Annotated in this window: 13 protein-coding genes; 4 read left to right on the top strand and 9 right to left on the bottom strand. The window is 61.8% G+C overall.

The features are described from left to right. Nucleotides 1–114: 114 nt before the first annotated feature. From JMY28_RS23805 to JMY28_RS23830, 6 genes are all read right to left on the bottom strand, one after another. On the bottom strand, nucleotides 115–2,217 hold the full coding sequence (locus tag JMY28_RS23805) for an AAA family ATPase (protein WP_201698357.1): 2,103 nt from the start codon (nucleotides 2,215–2,217) through the stop codon (nucleotides 115–117). Further along, on the bottom strand, nucleotides 2,204–2,509 hold the full coding sequence (locus JMY28_RS23810) for a hypothetical protein (RefSeq protein WP_201698358.1): 306 nt from the start codon (nucleotides 2,507–2,509) through the stop codon (nucleotides 2,204–2,206). Before JMY28_RS23810 ends, JMY28_RS23805 begins: the two co-directional genes overlap by 14 nt. Further along, complete coding sequence (locus JMY28_RS23815) at nucleotides 2,509–2,724, bottom strand: MerR family transcriptional regulator (RefSeq protein ID WP_201698359.1); 216 nt, start codon at nucleotides 2,722–2,724, stop codon at nucleotides 2,509–2,511. The genes JMY28_RS23810 and JMY28_RS23815 overlap by 1 nt, the downstream gene beginning before the upstream one ends. A gap of 144 nt (nucleotides 2,725–2,868) precedes the next feature. Further along, nucleotides 2,869–3,681 (bottom strand): hypothetical protein, encoded by an 813-nt coding sequence (locus JMY28_RS23820; RefSeq protein WP_201698360.1) that lies wholly within the window; start codon nucleotides 3,679–3,681, stop codon nucleotides 2,869–2,871. 271 nt (nucleotides 3,682–3,952) lie between these two features. Further along, nucleotides 3,953–5,311: a tyrosine-type recombinase/integrase gene (locus JMY28_RS23825; RefSeq protein ID WP_201698459.1), complete on the bottom strand. Its 1,359-nt coding sequence runs from the start codon at nucleotides 5,309–5,311 to the stop codon at nucleotides 3,953–3,955. 298 nt (nucleotides 5,312–5,609) lie between these two features. Then, nucleotides 5,610–5,867: a hypothetical protein gene (locus tag JMY28_RS23830; protein WP_201698361.1), complete on the bottom strand. Its 258-nt coding sequence runs from the start codon at nucleotides 5,865–5,867 to the stop codon at nucleotides 5,610–5,612. Nucleotides 5,868–6,221: 354 nt separating this feature from the next. Between JMY28_RS23830 and JMY28_RS23835 the strand changes: the two genes are divergently transcribed. Beyond that, nucleotides 6,222–6,542: a hypothetical protein gene (locus tag JMY28_RS23835; RefSeq protein WP_236597004.1), complete on the top strand. Its 321-nt coding sequence runs from the start codon at nucleotides 6,222–6,224 to the stop codon at nucleotides 6,540–6,542. Between the two features lie 10 nt (nucleotides 6,543–6,552). Here the strand turns inward: JMY28_RS23835 and JMY28_RS23840 are convergent, their stop codons facing one another. After that, nucleotides 6,553–6,747, bottom strand: a complete 195-nt coding sequence (locus tag JMY28_RS23840; protein WP_069264575.1) for a hypothetical protein — start codon at nucleotides 6,745–6,747, stop codon at nucleotides 6,553–6,555. A gap of 328 nt (nucleotides 6,748–7,075) precedes the next feature. Between JMY28_RS23840 and adh the strand changes: the two genes are divergently transcribed. The 3 genes from adh to JMY28_RS23855 all read left to right on the top strand — a co-directional run bounded on the left by adh (nucleotide 7,076) and on the right by JMY28_RS23855 (nucleotide 9,663). Next, nucleotides 7,076–8,596, top strand: coding sequence for an aldehyde dehydrogenase (adh, locus tag JMY28_RS23845; protein ID WP_201698362.1), 1,521 nt, complete (start codon nucleotides 7,076–7,078; stop codon nucleotides 8,594–8,596). Between the two features lie 102 nt (nucleotides 8,597–8,698). Next, the gene (locus tag JMY28_RS23850) at nucleotides 8,699–9,079 is read left to right on the top strand and encodes a DUF779 domain-containing protein (protein ID WP_201698363.1); all 381 of its coding nucleotides are present in this window, start codon (nucleotides 8,699–8,701) and stop codon (nucleotides 9,077–9,079) included. Between the two features lie 104 nt (nucleotides 9,080–9,183). Beyond that, complete coding sequence (locus JMY28_RS23855) at nucleotides 9,184–9,663, top strand: AraC family transcriptional regulator (protein ID WP_201698364.1); 480 nt, start codon at nucleotides 9,184–9,186, stop codon at nucleotides 9,661–9,663. A 618-nt stretch (nucleotides 9,664–10,281) separates the two neighbouring features. Here the strand turns inward: JMY28_RS23855 and gyrB are convergent. Both gyrB and dnaN read right to left on the bottom strand, forming a co-directional pair. After that, a complete protein-coding gene (gyrB, locus tag JMY28_RS23860; protein WP_201698365.1) occupies nucleotides 10,282–12,756 on the bottom strand; it encodes a DNA topoisomerase (ATP-hydrolyzing) subunit B in 2,475 nt (824 codons plus the stop codon). A gap of 113 nt (nucleotides 12,757–12,869) precedes the next feature. Next, nucleotides 12,870–13,973: a DNA polymerase III subunit beta gene (dnaN, locus tag JMY28_RS23865; RefSeq protein ID WP_028203240.1), complete on the bottom strand. Its 1,104-nt coding sequence runs from the start codon at nucleotides 13,971–13,973 to the stop codon at nucleotides 12,870–12,872. Nucleotides 13,974–14,190 lie beyond the last annotated feature (217 nt).

Below are 14,190 nucleotides of genomic sequence, written 5' to 3' on the forward strand. Positions count from 1 at the left end.
GACGAAAACAACCAAGGACACAAAACACCCCCTTTCATAAGGGGGTGTGTCTTTTGTGTCTTATGTCCCGCGAAGGAAAATGCAAAAAGTGACCATTTTTGTCTTTGGTCAGAGTCAGACAAGGTAAAGGCGGCCGTCGGTCACGCGAAAAATGTCCTTTTCGTGCAGAGCACGGATGACCGTGCTTGCCATCGTCCGCTTGCGACGCGGCTCGCACGGCAGGGCAATTCCGGCAACTTCAACTGCGACGCCCATTTCGACATACTGGCTGCCGTCCGAGTCTACGTCCACCCTGAAGCCTTCTGCAAATAGAGCAGCGATGGCGTCATACACCTTGATCTGGTTCTTGCCGCGAGGCGCCTCGCCGAACGTCCGTGCAGCAGCGCCACTGCGTTCGATCACGCAGCTCGTGATGGCATCACCTTCATCATCCTGGCCCAGATCGACGACCGTCAGGCCGAACGGATGACACAGTCCGCTGACGTCATCCTTCGATTTGGCCACGCGCCACTCACGCGTGGTTTTGGTCGCGCAGACTTCAATCGCCGCATCGAGTGCCGCGTGCAGGCTCGAATGCCCACGCAGGCCCTTGCTCGCGTCCTTACCCGTGTGGTGAACCAGCATGACCACGCCCCCCACTTTCTCCTGCAGCGTGTTCGCGGCGGCGACAATGTTACCCATGTCGACGGACGAGTTTTCGTCGGCTCCCGGAACTGCGCGGCTCAACGTGTCGAGGATCACGAGACCGCCGTGGCCGCCAGCATCCTGAATCGCACGAGCGAGTTCCATGATCTCCTGTTGGCCAGCCAGCAGGTTGAACGGCTGGGTCACAAACTTGAGTTCCTCGGGCACCGGCTTTCCAGCGTTGTGCTTCCAGGCAGCGAGACGCTTCCCGATTCCGCCTTCGCCTTCCAGCACGCAGTAAATCACCGTGGCTTGTTGTTTGACGGAGTAGTCGAACCAGCTCGACTCACCGCTCGCCACAGCGCAGGCGAGGTCCAGCACAAGAAAGGACTTGCCTGAGCCCGACGCGCCAAACACTGTCACGAGTGCATTGCGTGGCACCACACCACGGATCAACCAGGGCTGCGGCGGAGCATTCAGCAGGTCCTCTGCGGAGCGCACCACAAAGCGCGAGCCGGGCAGCGTAACCGATGCGTGAGCCTTCTGCCGCGACTTTTCCTGAGCCTCCTGCACCCACTTGATGAGCGTTCCGATGGTTGCCGCATTCTTCCGTTTGCCGTTGAACGTCTCCCACAACTGCTCGCACTGGCCGGGCTGGTACATAGGTTGACCGTCGTCGTCGACGCGCTCATCCCCCGACGACCAGTTGTCCCACATTTCGCACCAGTCGTCGTCGCCGTCGCCCTGATGCTCCAGGATCATGCCCAGAGCCAGCCAGCGAGAGCGATTCCACATCTCGTCGTTCGGGTCGAGGTGCTGCAGCAGTTCACGTTCAACACGCTCCTTCGTCCACCGGGCGTCCGGATACTTCAACTCAAGCGCATCGATCGGTTCGCCGCCCGAGGGAGACAGCGACCGAGCCGGAGCTGCCATCTCAGCGCCCACGGGAGCAGGACACATCGCAAGCCAGTGGTCTGGATTCAGGTATCCCGCCCCCTCGTGAACGAAACACATGTATTCCGGCGCTTCGGCGTTGACCGCCGGGAGATACATGATGCGTTCAGCCTGACTGGAACCTTGGTCGAGTGTCGCGTTGAACTGTGGCGCGATCAGGCCGACGAGAATGGCATGTTCGTCCCGCGTCACATCGCGCGAGAGCGGGATATACACGCGCAGGCGCGGATTCTCCGCAGTATGGGTTCGGGTCGGATGTGCGACATAGTCGAATTCGCCAAGTTCGATGCCAATGTCCAGATCGAACAACAGCGCGTGCGCGTTGGTGTCGAAATCAAGGGCAAGCGCCGAACGGCACAGAAGCGTGCTCCCGGAACGCACGTTGCCCGCAAATTCTGCAAAGCAGACGAACGGGTCCTTTGCCTTCTCGGCCTGACGCTTGTCGCGGGACAAGGCCAAGAAGTCGGCATGGCGAATCTGGCGGCATTGCGCGTTGCGGACGAGGGCCTTTACGCCGTTCCAGTCGAGCATTTTCGTGGCGCTCACCTTACCGCGGTCTCCCTGCCCGAAGGAAGTCACGATCGGGCGACGTTCCCCCGTGACAGGCTGCGCCACATAAAGAGGTTCAGTTGCCTGCATGCGGCACCTCCCCGGAGATGCGGCTCGCCGCAGTAAGAACCGCCGCCGGACGGCTCGTGCGGAGGGAGGGGATTGCCGCGACAACGTCCTCCTTGGGCATGGACCCGCGGCGAGCGCGGGTGCACCGGATGGCAGCCATCAGTGCGATGACCGCCTCGCCAATATCAGCATTGCGGCCGCCGACACATGACGCGTCCGTGGCGAGGATCGTCCCGGACGCGTGAGTCACGTCCACACGGCAGATGTCTGCTGCGCCCGGGCCATCGACAAATTTGAACTGGGTGGGCGCCATTAGCACACACCTCCGTTCAGCAGCGCGTAAAGATCGGCGATGCGCCAGGCAAGACGGCCATTGATGCGGATCGGACGGATCGGACCGTTTTCGAGGCAGGCCCACTTGCGCAACGTTTGCGGCTTGCGGTTAAGAATCGCCGCAGCGGCGTCCGTGGGAAGGACGCCCGGCAGAACTTCACTCGCCGGGACGACGTTGACCGGAGAAGTTTTCATGGGATTACCTTTTACTGCCGTTCGGCAGTGTTGAAAGGAACCCCATCACGAATTGCGGTGCTGGCTCGTCGGCTTACGGCCGTAGAACGCCTTCAGGCGCAGCGCAGGTTTGCGGACGCGTCGCCGTATATAAACCGTAAGTCATCACCGCAAGTAGTCGCTTTTTTCGACCCACTCCTTGTTCCACAGCCGCAGGCTCGCCTGCTCGAATACCCGATCCAGTTTCAGCAGCGACACCTCCCGATCAAATAGCGCCAAGGCGATCCTCACCGGATCCCACGTGGCACCACCGACCGGAGATCGCCGGCCAGGAGTCCTGCGCGCCCTGGCCAGCCAGTGCGGAGGATCCCCCAGGTTGCGGGACCATTGCTTTTGATCCCATGCATTCAGCCCGTCGAACGCAGCCGCGATCACCCGTGACGGCAGCGGTAGAGGGCCGCCCTCCGGCTGGCTCGGCAATGGACTTCCCCCCGCCGGGCCCTCCTGTTTTGCCTGCGCCTGGTCGGCACCCTTGGCCATGAGCCACTGGTCGATCCAGCGGTCATACTTCCAGCCCGCCTTTCGGGCGATATCGAGCCAGTCGGGAAGCGTCCTCGTAACAGGGTCGACATCGTGAAGCGCCGCGAATTCATGCAGGAGAACGCGGTAGGCATCCGGGTCCGCCGGTTCAGAAGGAGCCGTTGAGAGCGTGTCGACGCGACAAAGCACCCCAGCAGCGTCCTCGTGTTTGACGCGACGGCTGCTCCACCAGACAGATGCATGCATGGCTTCATCCCACCACGCGACGGCGTACGGGTCCGGGAAGCCGCCCTCACCGTCGACGGGAACGGCAGTGACAGGTGCGCCGCAGAAGGAGCAGCTCGCGCCAGCTGGTTCGATCACCCGGTTCTCGACCGCGACATGTTCAACGTTTCTGCACGAATTACAGCGATAGGCGAATCGGGTTACCTGTTCCATCTGGGCGCGTTGGGGAATGGAGGTGTCGGCGTGCGGATCGGGCTGCCAATACCATAGGGACGGGGCAGCATCTACCGAGAATCGACTGGTGGACGCCGCCACGGTCGACGATTCTATCCCGGCACGCGAGCGTCGGCCGTCTCGGCTAATCGAGTTGCTGCGCAACGGACATGTGGAAGACGGGCGCCTGCGCCGCTTCTCACTTGACTAACGCATCCGATATGTACGGTGAGGCCGTTCCTCCCGGAGACGGCCGCACGCGATGCGCCGTTTAATTCACGACACGCAAACTCACCACCTCATTACTTGCTGACAATGCGACGCACGCCTGTTCGAGCATCCAGGCTTCGATCATGTCGTGCCACTTGCGAAGGAGGTCCAGCGGACGGCGGACATAGTGCTTCTCGGCAATCGCACTGGGTTTGTGCCCCTGGATCTGCGCCACCACGCCGGTCGGGCACTCGACCCACTCGCTGAGCGTTGCGAAGCTGCGGCGCAGGCCGTGCAGGCTCACGTGGGGCAACCCGCCAGCTTCAAGGGCGTGAGTATGGGCAATACGCGGCTCGGCCAGTTTGCCGTCCGCAGATGTCCTGCTTGCGAACACCCACGGCGACGGTTCCCACGTTCCCTCCTCGCCCCGGTTATGCGCGACGACCGGCGGCATGGCGTTGAGGCGCTGCAGCTCGCGCAGCAGCGCGTGCAGATACGGCGGAAGCGGAATCACGCGGCCTCCCGCCTCGACCTTGTCGGCAATCCGCAGGCTGCGCCACTGGAAATCCACATCCGTCCACCGCAGGCCCGCCATCTCCTCGCGCCGGGCTCCCGTGAGCAGCAGGGCCTGAAGGTAGGCCGAGATAACCGGATTCCGGATCTGCCGCACGGCGCTGAACCAGGCGGACAGCTGCTCACGCTCCAGCACGTCACCCTCCTTCGCCTTGACCCGTGGCACAAGTTCTTTCACGCTGCGCGTCTTGTAGGCGTCCGCCGGAATCACACCGCGATAAGCAAGCGTGTCGGTGCTCCAGCGGATAAAGCCGCGCAGCAGGCGGAATGACAGCGCAACCATCGTTGGCCGCGCTTCCGATTCGGCTGCGAGCCACTGGGCGACATGCTCTGCAGTGAGTCCCGCCAGCTTCAGCGGCCGCAGGCTTGCCAGTGGACCGGCCACGGTGAGACCCGGTCCACGCTTCTTCGGCTGCCCGCCCGCATCGGCGTGCTGCACGTGGTCACGGTAGTGCCGCTCGCTCCAGCGCGGCCGGCGGGCTTCGACGTAGACGTCCCACGCCTCGCCAAAGGTCACATTGCGGCGGTGCGCCTCGGCGCGCCGCGCTTCATCAGCGGCGCGCTGCTCCGCCCGTTCCTCACGCGGATCCTTGCCAGCATCCAGGAGGATCTGCAGGCGGTGCGCCTCCGCCCGCGCCTTATCGATGGACCAGTTGCGCGGGTCGCCAATGGTCACCCGGACGGTTCTGCCGTGGAGCTTGCCCTGGACGATGTAGGACTTAGCCCCGGCCGCCGTAGCCCGCAGCCCAAGGCCCGGCGCCCGGCTGTCCCAGAGGAAAGACTGCGAACTGCCAGGCGGACACTGGTGTGCCTCGACACGTGCCGCCGTGAAACTGACCTTCGCCACATTCACCTCGCCCGGAGTGGGTTGCACGGCTCCATGTAACCGCCATGTAACCCGATTATGGGCAAAAAGGTCAATTCGGGTCAATACGACATTCTCGGAGATTGCCCCTTAACACCTGATTTTTAAAGATTTTTTTGAAGGCGTCCGTCACAATCAACATCGTTCAACACGAACTTTCGCGGACTCTTAATCCGTAGGTCGAGTGTTCGAGTCACTCACGCCCCACCAGCCAATTCAGCCAAAAAGCCCGATCCTTGCGATCGGGCTTTTTGCATTTCTCCCCGGCCACTTCCTTGGGTTACTTCACGCGCCTCACATGACGTGACGCCTGCTTCGGACGCGGCAGCCAGCGGCTGAGCGCCTCGAAGCCGTCGAGCTGGCGAAGCAGCATGTCGACGGTCGAAAGCTGAACGTGAGTCAGGTGGTTTTGTTTGAGAAGCGCGTGCAAGCGCTTGCGCCAGTACGCGACACCCATCACCGGCATCTCGAAATCGCCGGCCAGCGACGGCGGCATCACGCGCGCGATGTGCGCGATTTCCTGTTCGACGAATGTCATGGCTTTCCCCGTTGGTCCTGCCGTAGTTTCTTATCGTATGAAGTACTGTAAGACGCTCCGGGGCGCTCGCCAGCCTACCCGTATGGATAGGTAACAAATCGTCCGGCAAAATCGGGGACCGAAACCACGACAACCGGCGCCTCGCTGCCCGACTCTCGCGCTTTGTCGTTCGACGGCAGGCCGCCCATTCACTTTCCACGCTTGCCAGATCCGCGACGACATAGGCGGAAAATAATTTCGGAATCCGAAGGTTTTAACTCCGAACGGGCTATCTCACTTTTCGGACTCTTCCTATAGGGTTTTTCTGACCAGATGCTGATCATAGTCAGATCAACTGTTCTAACGAGGTAAATCATGATGCACGGTCATCCTGTCGACCGGCTCGTGGCAGGCGCAATCGTCGGTGCGCTCGTCACGACACTTCTGGTCCTGCTCCTGGTCTGGCTGGATATTCCGCCCGAGAAGCATGTCAGCCTGGCTATCCGCCTTGCGGTGCCGGTCGTGATAGCGGCATGCGCACTCCTGATCCGCCCCTTGCTGATGAAAACGGTGCTGCGCGACCGGCGTGACCCCATGATGCTGGACGAGGATCTGAACCAGCTACTGGTCGGCCGCACGCTTGGCGTGGTTGGCGGCTTCTTCTTCGGCATCACGCTCGCGACCCAGATCCTCTAGCCGCCAGCGTTCAGAGGAAGGGCTTGCCGTCCACCTGTTCATAGACGACGTTGCCATCGTCGTCTTCGAATTGCTCGAGGTAGTTGCGGGCGCCACACAGCGGGCACCGGAACAAGGGCCCCTGCCCTTCGTTCTTGATCACGACTTCGCTCTGTTCCCACGGGGTGCCGCACGACTGGTTGCGGCAAACGAATGTACTCGACATGCAGACTCTCCTGAGTGTTACGGGTGCAAAGCCTACCGCAAGTGCGGCCCGCGCGCCGCAAATCTCCGACCCCCGCAGAAATTCCCCTTCCACGCTGTTCACTTTCTGAGCAGTTGAATGCCCCCTGCTCCGGCCTGACGCAACCCACTGATCGCATGCATGGCCCAGCTATCACGCATTTTCAGGGCACGCGCGCGCCGGGCCGGTATCGTGCGGCGCGACGCTGCTGCACCGCCGCGCTGGCATGGTTCTCGCGTTAGCGTGCGGCGGTAGCGCGGCCTCGCCGCGTCCGTCCACATCGAGATCGAGAACACAGAGGAGCACGGAGATGAATCACGCGGAGATGCAATTCCTGACCACCGAATTCCCGTACAAGAAGCAGTATGGCAACTTCATCGGCGGCGAGTGGGTGGCGCCGCTCGGCGGCGAGTATTTCGACGACATCTCCCCCATCACGGGTCACGCATTCACGTCCATTCCACGTTCGCGCGAAGCCGACGTCGAACTCGCACTCGACGCCGCACACAAAGCCAAAGCCGCATGGGGCAAGACCTCGCCCACCGAGCGCGCCAACATTCTCAACCGCATCGCCGATCGCATCGAGCAGAACCTCCACAAGCTCGCCGTGGCCGAGAGCATCGACAACGGCAAGCCGCTGCGCGAAACGCTCGCCGCCGATATCCCCCTCGCCGCCGACCACTTCCGCTACTTCGCGGGCTGCGTGCGCGCGCAGGAAGGCGGCATTTCGGAGATCGATCACGACACGGTCGCCTATCACTTCCACGAGCCGCTCGGCGTGGTCGGCCAGATCATTCCGTGGAACTTCCCGATCCTCATGGCCAGCTGGAAGCTCGCGCCCGCGCTCGCGGCCGGCAACTGCGTGGTGCTCAAGCCCGCCGAGCAGACGCCCGCATCGTTCCTCGTGCTGGTCGAATTGATCCAGGACTTGCTGCCCGCCGGCGTGCTCAACGTGGTGAACGGCTTCGGCCTCGAAGCCGGCAAGCCGCTCGCTTCGAACAAGCGCATCGCGAAGATCGCCTTCACGGGCGAAACCACCACGGGCCGCCTCATCATGCAGTACGCGAGCCAGAACATCATCCCCGTGACGCTGGAGTTGGGCGGCAAGAGCCCGAACATCTTCTTCGCCGACGTGCTCGACCACGACGACAGCTATTTCGACAAGGCGCTCGAAGGCTTCGCGATGTTCGCGCTCAACCAGGGCGAAGTGTGCACGTGCCCGTCGCGCGTGCTCATCGACGAAAAGATCTATGACCGCTTCATGGAGCGCGCGCTCAAGCGTGTGGCGGCGATCCAGCAAGGCCACCCGCTCGACACGAAGACGATGATCGGCGCCCAGGCCTCACAAGAGCAGCTCGAGAAGATCCTCTCGTATATCGACCTCGGCAAGCAGGAAGGCGCGCAATGCCTGATTGGCGGCGAGCGCAACAAGCTCACCGGCGAACTCGGGGACGGTTACTACGTGAAGCCGACCGTCTTCCGCGGCCACAACAAGATGCGCATCTTCCAGGAGGAAATTTTCGGGCCCGTGGTGTCCGTCACGACCTTCAAGACCGAAGAGGAAGCGCTGGAAATCGCCAATGACACGCTCTACGGCCTCGGTGCGGGCGTGTGGACGCGTGACGGTACCCGTGCCTACCGCTTCGGCCGCGCGATCCAGGCGGGGCGCGTGTGGACCAACTGCTACCACGCCTATCCGGCGCACGCGGCGTTTGGCGGCTACAAGCAGTCGGGCATCGGACGCGAGAACCACAAGATGATGCTCGACCACTACCAGCAGACGAAGAACCTGCTCGTGAGCTATAGCGAGCAGCCGCTCGGGTTCTTCTGATCGCACTGCGTGCTCTGCGCGTCGCGCGCGGTGTTTTGCGCTCCATGAGCCGCCACTGCCCGCGACGCTTTCTTCGTTGCATCTTGAGAGGAGCGTCACGAGATGGTCGAACGCGTTACCGCCACGCCGGCCGCGCTCGCGCTGATCGAGCAGCTAACGCGCGAACACGGCCCGGTGCTCTTTCACCAGTCGGGCGGCTGCTGCGACGGCAGCGCGCCCATGTGCTTTCCCGTCGGCGAGTTCATGGTCGGCAATGTCGACGTGCAGTTGGGAGCAATAGGCGGGATGCCGTTCTATATGACGGAGGCGCAGTTTGAGTACTGGCAGCACACCCAGCTCATCATCGACGCCGTGCCAGGCAACGGCGGCATGTTTTCGCTCGAACGACCCACGGGCCTGCGCTTTCTCACGCGCTCGCGACTCTACGACGATGAAGAGAGTGCGTGGCTCGAGACGCATCCGGTGACGCGTGTGAGTTTGTGAGGCTCGAGCGCCCGACACGCCAAGGGCGTCTCCCGGAGCGCGGTGCTATCTTGCACCGCATGCAGCTGCGCATCCGCGCGGCCACCGCACCTGGAGACGCCATCATGCAAAACTACGACGTGAAGCTCCTCACCCTCGAGCCGATGGACCTGCTCGCCGTCAGCCACCTGGGGCCGTACATGAAGATCGGCGATGCGTTCTACACGCTCGCGCAATGGCTCAGCGAGCGCAACGTGCGCACGTCGGGCGCGAAGATGGTCGGTATCTTTTACGACGATCCCAAAACGGTCGAAGAATCGAAGCTGCGCTCGAAAGCGGCGCTGCATCTGGGGCATGAAACCGATGTGGAGATCGTGTCGCCTGTCGAGAAGTTTCAGCTGCGCGGCGGCGAACACGCGATAGTGCTTCACAAGGGGCCGTATCAGGGGCTGCACCAAGCGTGGATGTGGTTTTACAACGAAGGATTGCAGAAGCTCGGACGCACGCCGGACTTTTCGGCGCCTTCGTTCGAGGTTTATCTGAATACGCCCGACGAGGCGGCGCCGGAGGACCTGAAGACGGAGCTTTATATTCCGCTGGCTTGAGCCGCGCGTTTTCACAGGGTTAGAACGATGCCGCCGGGACGTTTTACGGCGGCATCTTCGTTTCCGATGCGAGGGTTCTAAGGTTTTAATAACGTATGTATACGTAAACGTAGTAGTAGTTAACAAGCCCCTGGGTATTCTGTGGATAACCGTGGAAAACCATTGAGTAAACAAGGTTGTGGAAAAAACATAACCTTGCGGGTGTTAACGGGACAACGCCAGGCAGCTGCTGGCAACTTTTCCACAGTTTTCGCGCCGCCGAAGTTATCCCCTTTTCATGCACAATGATTTCCAGGGGTTTTCCGAGGGTTATCCGCTGGGGGCTGTGGATAGTTTAGAGCGCGCGTTCCTGTTGTCTTTCAGATGAAAAACTAGCGCCTCTGGGTATAGGGACCTCAAGGCCGGGCACGCTGTCCAGAACATGCTGCTCCAGGCTGCCGCGTTCGGGCTTGTCGCGGTGCCCGTGGGGCCCGTTCACGGGGCGCAGGCGGCTATGCTTGCCCTCCCTGCAGGGCGTCGCCTGGCTCATCCCGGTGGGCGTTGTGGCATGAGTTGCGGCATCAAATGAAAACGCCCGGTTTCCCGGGCGTTTGTTTTTCAATGGCAAGCTTCAGACGATCAAACGTCAATATTCCCCGCCCGCAGCGCATTGCTTTCGATAAACGCACGACGCGGCTCGACATCATCACCCATGAGCGTCGTAAAGATGCCATCGGCGGCGATCGCGTCCTCGATCTGCACGCGCAGCAAACGCCGCACGGTCGGATCCATCGTCGTTTCCCAAAGCTGCCCGGGGTTCATTTCACCAAGCCCCTTATAGCGCTGCTTCGACACGTTGCGCTCGGCATCCGCGATTAGCCATTTCATCGCGCTCTTGAAGTCGTTCACGGCCATGCTGCGCTCGCCGCGCTTGATCACGGCGTTCTTGCCGATCAAGCCCTTGAACGTATTGGAAGTATTCACGAGCTGCTGATAGTCGGCGGTAAGCTGGAACTCCTCGTCGATCACCGAGACCTTCACGTTGCCGTGATGGCGTCGCTCCACGCGCAGCGAACGTTGCTCGCGCACCTGGTCGTACATCGGCACCACGCTCACCTCAGGCTTGAGCGGATCGTCGCGCAGTTGCGCTTCGAGCGCACGCGCCGAAGTCTGGGTCGATTCTTCGCTCGACAGGTCGATCGCCACGCCGTCCATGATTGCTTCGAGCGCGCGCTCGTCGTACAAACGCGAAAGACGATCCACAACGCCGCGTGCAAGCTGATACGAGCGCGCGAGTTCGCCAAGCGCGTCGCCGGAGATTGGCGTTGCGCCTTCGTTCGGCACGAGCTCCGAGCCTTGCAGCGCGAGACGCAGCATATGCGCGTTCAGCTCCGAATCGTCCTTGAGATAACGCTCGTCCTTGCCCGCCTTCAGCTTGTACAACGGCGGCTGCGCGATATACACGTAGCCGCGTTCGATCATCTCCGGCATCTGGCGATAGAAGAACGTGAGCAGCAGCGTGCGAATGTGCGCGCCGTCCACGTCCGCGTCGGTCATGATGATGATGCGGTGATAGCGCAGCTTATCGAGGTTGTAGTCGTCCTTGCCGATGCCGCACCCCAGCGCGGTGATCAGCGTGACGATCTGCTCGGAAGACAGCAGCTTGTCGTAGCGGGCCTTTTCGACGTTCAGCACCTTGCCGCGCAGCGGCAGAATTGCCTGGAACTTGCGGTCGCGGCCTTGCTTGGCCGAGCCGCCTGCCGAGTCGCCCTCGACGATATAGACCTCCGACTTCGCCGGATCCTTCTCCTGGCAGTCCGCGAGCTTGCCCGGCAGGCCCACGCCGTCGAGCACACCCTTGCGGCGCGTCATCTCGCGCGCCTTGCGCGCGGCGTCGCGAGCACGCGCGGCGTCGACGATCTTGCCGCAAATCGTTTTCGCGTCGTTCGGCGTTTCCAGCAAGAACTCTTCGAGCGCCTTCGCCACGACATCCTCGACCGGCGCGCGCACTTCGGAAGAAACCAGCTTGTCCTTCGTCTGCGAGCTGAACTTCGGCTCCGGCACCTTCACCGAAAGCACACACGAGAGACCTTCGCGCATGTCGTCGCCGGAGGTTTCCACCTTGGCCTTCTTCGCGATTTCGTTGTCGGCGATGTACTTGTTAATCACACGCGTCATCGCCGCGCGCAGGCCGGTAAGGTGAGTGCCGCCGTCGCGCTGCGGGATGTTGTTGGTGAAGCACAGCACGCTTTCGTTGTAGCTGTCGTTCCACTGCATCGCCACTTCGACGCCCACGCCGTCCTTCTCGCTCGACACGTAGAAGATATTCGGGTGCAGCACCTGCTTCTGCTTGTTGATGTACTCGACGAAGCCCTTCACGCCGCCCGCGAACGCGAAGTCGTCTTCCTTGCCGGTGCGCTGGTCGGTGAGGCGAATATGCACGCCGTTATTCAGGAACGAGAGCTCGCGAATACGCTTGGCGAGAATGTCGTAGTGATACTCGACGCTGCCGAAGATGGTTTCGTCGGCCATGAAGTGCACTTCGGTACCGCGATTTTCGGTGTCGCCGAGCAGTTGCATGGGCGAAACCGTGTAACCGTCGCGCTCTTCGAGCACGCGGTTCTGCGGCACGCCACGGTGGAATTCCATGAAGTACTTCTTGCCGTTGCGGCGAACCGTGAGGCGCAGAAAGCTCGAGAGCGCGTTCACGCAAGACACGCCCACGCCGTGCAGGCCGCCCGAGACCTTGTAGCTGTTCTGGTCGAACTTGCCGCCCGCGTGCAGCTCGGTCATCACGATTTCGGCGGCGCTGCGCTTCGGATCGTGCTTGTCGTCCATTTTCACGTCCGTGGGAATGCCGCGGCCGTTGTCGGTGATCGAGATGGAGTTGTCCGCGTGAATCACCACGTGGATCTCGTTGCAGTAGCCGGCGAGGGCTTCGTCGATCGAGTTGTCGAGCACTTCGAAGACGAGATGGTGCAGACCGGTGCCGTCCGACGTGTCGCCGATGTACATCCCGGGCCGCTTGCGCACCGCCTCCAGTCCTTCGAGGATCTGGATCGACGAGGCGCCATAGCTGCTGTTGTCGGGTTGCGAGTTGTTCGTATCAGTCATGGAATTTTCCGGTTCTGCGTACTGCCTGTGTTACTGCTCGAGACTTTTTCAAAAAGCCATAAAAACGCCAAAGGGGCGCAGCGCCCCCTGGTGTTCTTCTTCTGTCGCGCTTTTTAGATGCGCATCGGCATCACCACGTACTTGAATTCCTCGTTCTCGGGAATCGTGATGAGTGCGCTGGAGCTGGCGTCGCCGAGGCTCACTTCCAGCGTGTCGACCTTCAGGTTCGCAAGGACGTCGAGCAGATACGTGACGTTGAACCCGATGTCGATGGTGTCGCCCTGGTAGGCGATTTCCAGCTCTTCCTGCGCCTCTTCCTGGTCGGCGTTGGTCGACATGATCTTGAGCTGGCCGGGCTCGATGATGCAGCGCACGCCCTTGAACTTGTCGGACGTGAGAATCGCCGCGCGTTGCAGCGAGCGTTGCAGTTCTTCGCGGCCGATCTGGAAGGTGTTCTTGTGCGCCTTCGGGATCACGCGCTGGAAGTCAGGGAACTTGCCTTCCACGAGCTTCGAAACCAGTTCGACCTGGCCGAACGTGAATTTCACCTGCGTCGAACCGATGTCGATCTTCAGCACGTCGTCGATGTCTTCGAGCAGGCGCTGCAGTTCGAGAATGGTCTTGCGCGGGATGATGACTTCCTGGCGCGCGAACGAGCCTTCGATCTTCATCGACGAGAACGCGAGGCGGTGACCGTCGGTCGCGACCGCCATGAGCTGGTCGCCGTCCACGACGAGCAGCATGCCGTTCAGGTAGTAGCGGATGTCTTGCTGCGCCATGGCGAAATACACCATGCCGAGCAACTGGCGGAACGTCTTCTGCGGCACCGCGAGGTTCGCGCCGAAGTCCTTGGCCTGGGCCACCGTGGGGAACTCGTCCGCGGCGAGCGTTTGCAAGGCGAAGCGGCTCTTGCCCGACTGCACCGTGAGGCGCTTGTCCGCGAGCGTGAGCGTGACCTGGCCGTCGGGCATGGCGCGCAGGATGTCGAGCAGCTTGCGCGCGGCGACCGTCGTGGCCACCTGGTCGTTGCCGACGCCGAAGTCGGCGGTCGTGGTGATCTGCAACTCGAGGTCGGTCGACAGGAACGAGACGTCGGAACCGGTTTTGGTGATCAGCAGATTAGCGAGGATCGGCAACGTGTGGCGGCGTTCGACTATGCCGCTCACCGTTTGCAGCGGCCTCAGCAGGTTATCGCGTTCGGTCTTGACCAGTTGCATAGAGTTCCTTCGTTGATGTGACGGTCTGCGCGCCCGCCTGGCGCCGGTTTTGCCGACGTGACCCACGAATCGCATGTGTGGTCGGCGGCTTTGGGGCCGCTCAGGCGGTTGATGCAGCACAGGCCGTGGCGTGGTTCCCGCCCCGGACCGCCGGGCGGTTAAACCCATATTGTGCCTGAAAACGGACCACTTCCCTAAATTGGGGGCGATCCGCGAA

The sequence above is a fragment of the Paraburkholderia hiiakae genome, from assembly GCF_904848665.1.
Lineage (GTDB): Bacteria > Pseudomonadota > Gammaproteobacteria > Burkholderiales > Burkholderiaceae > Paraburkholderia > Paraburkholderia hiiakae.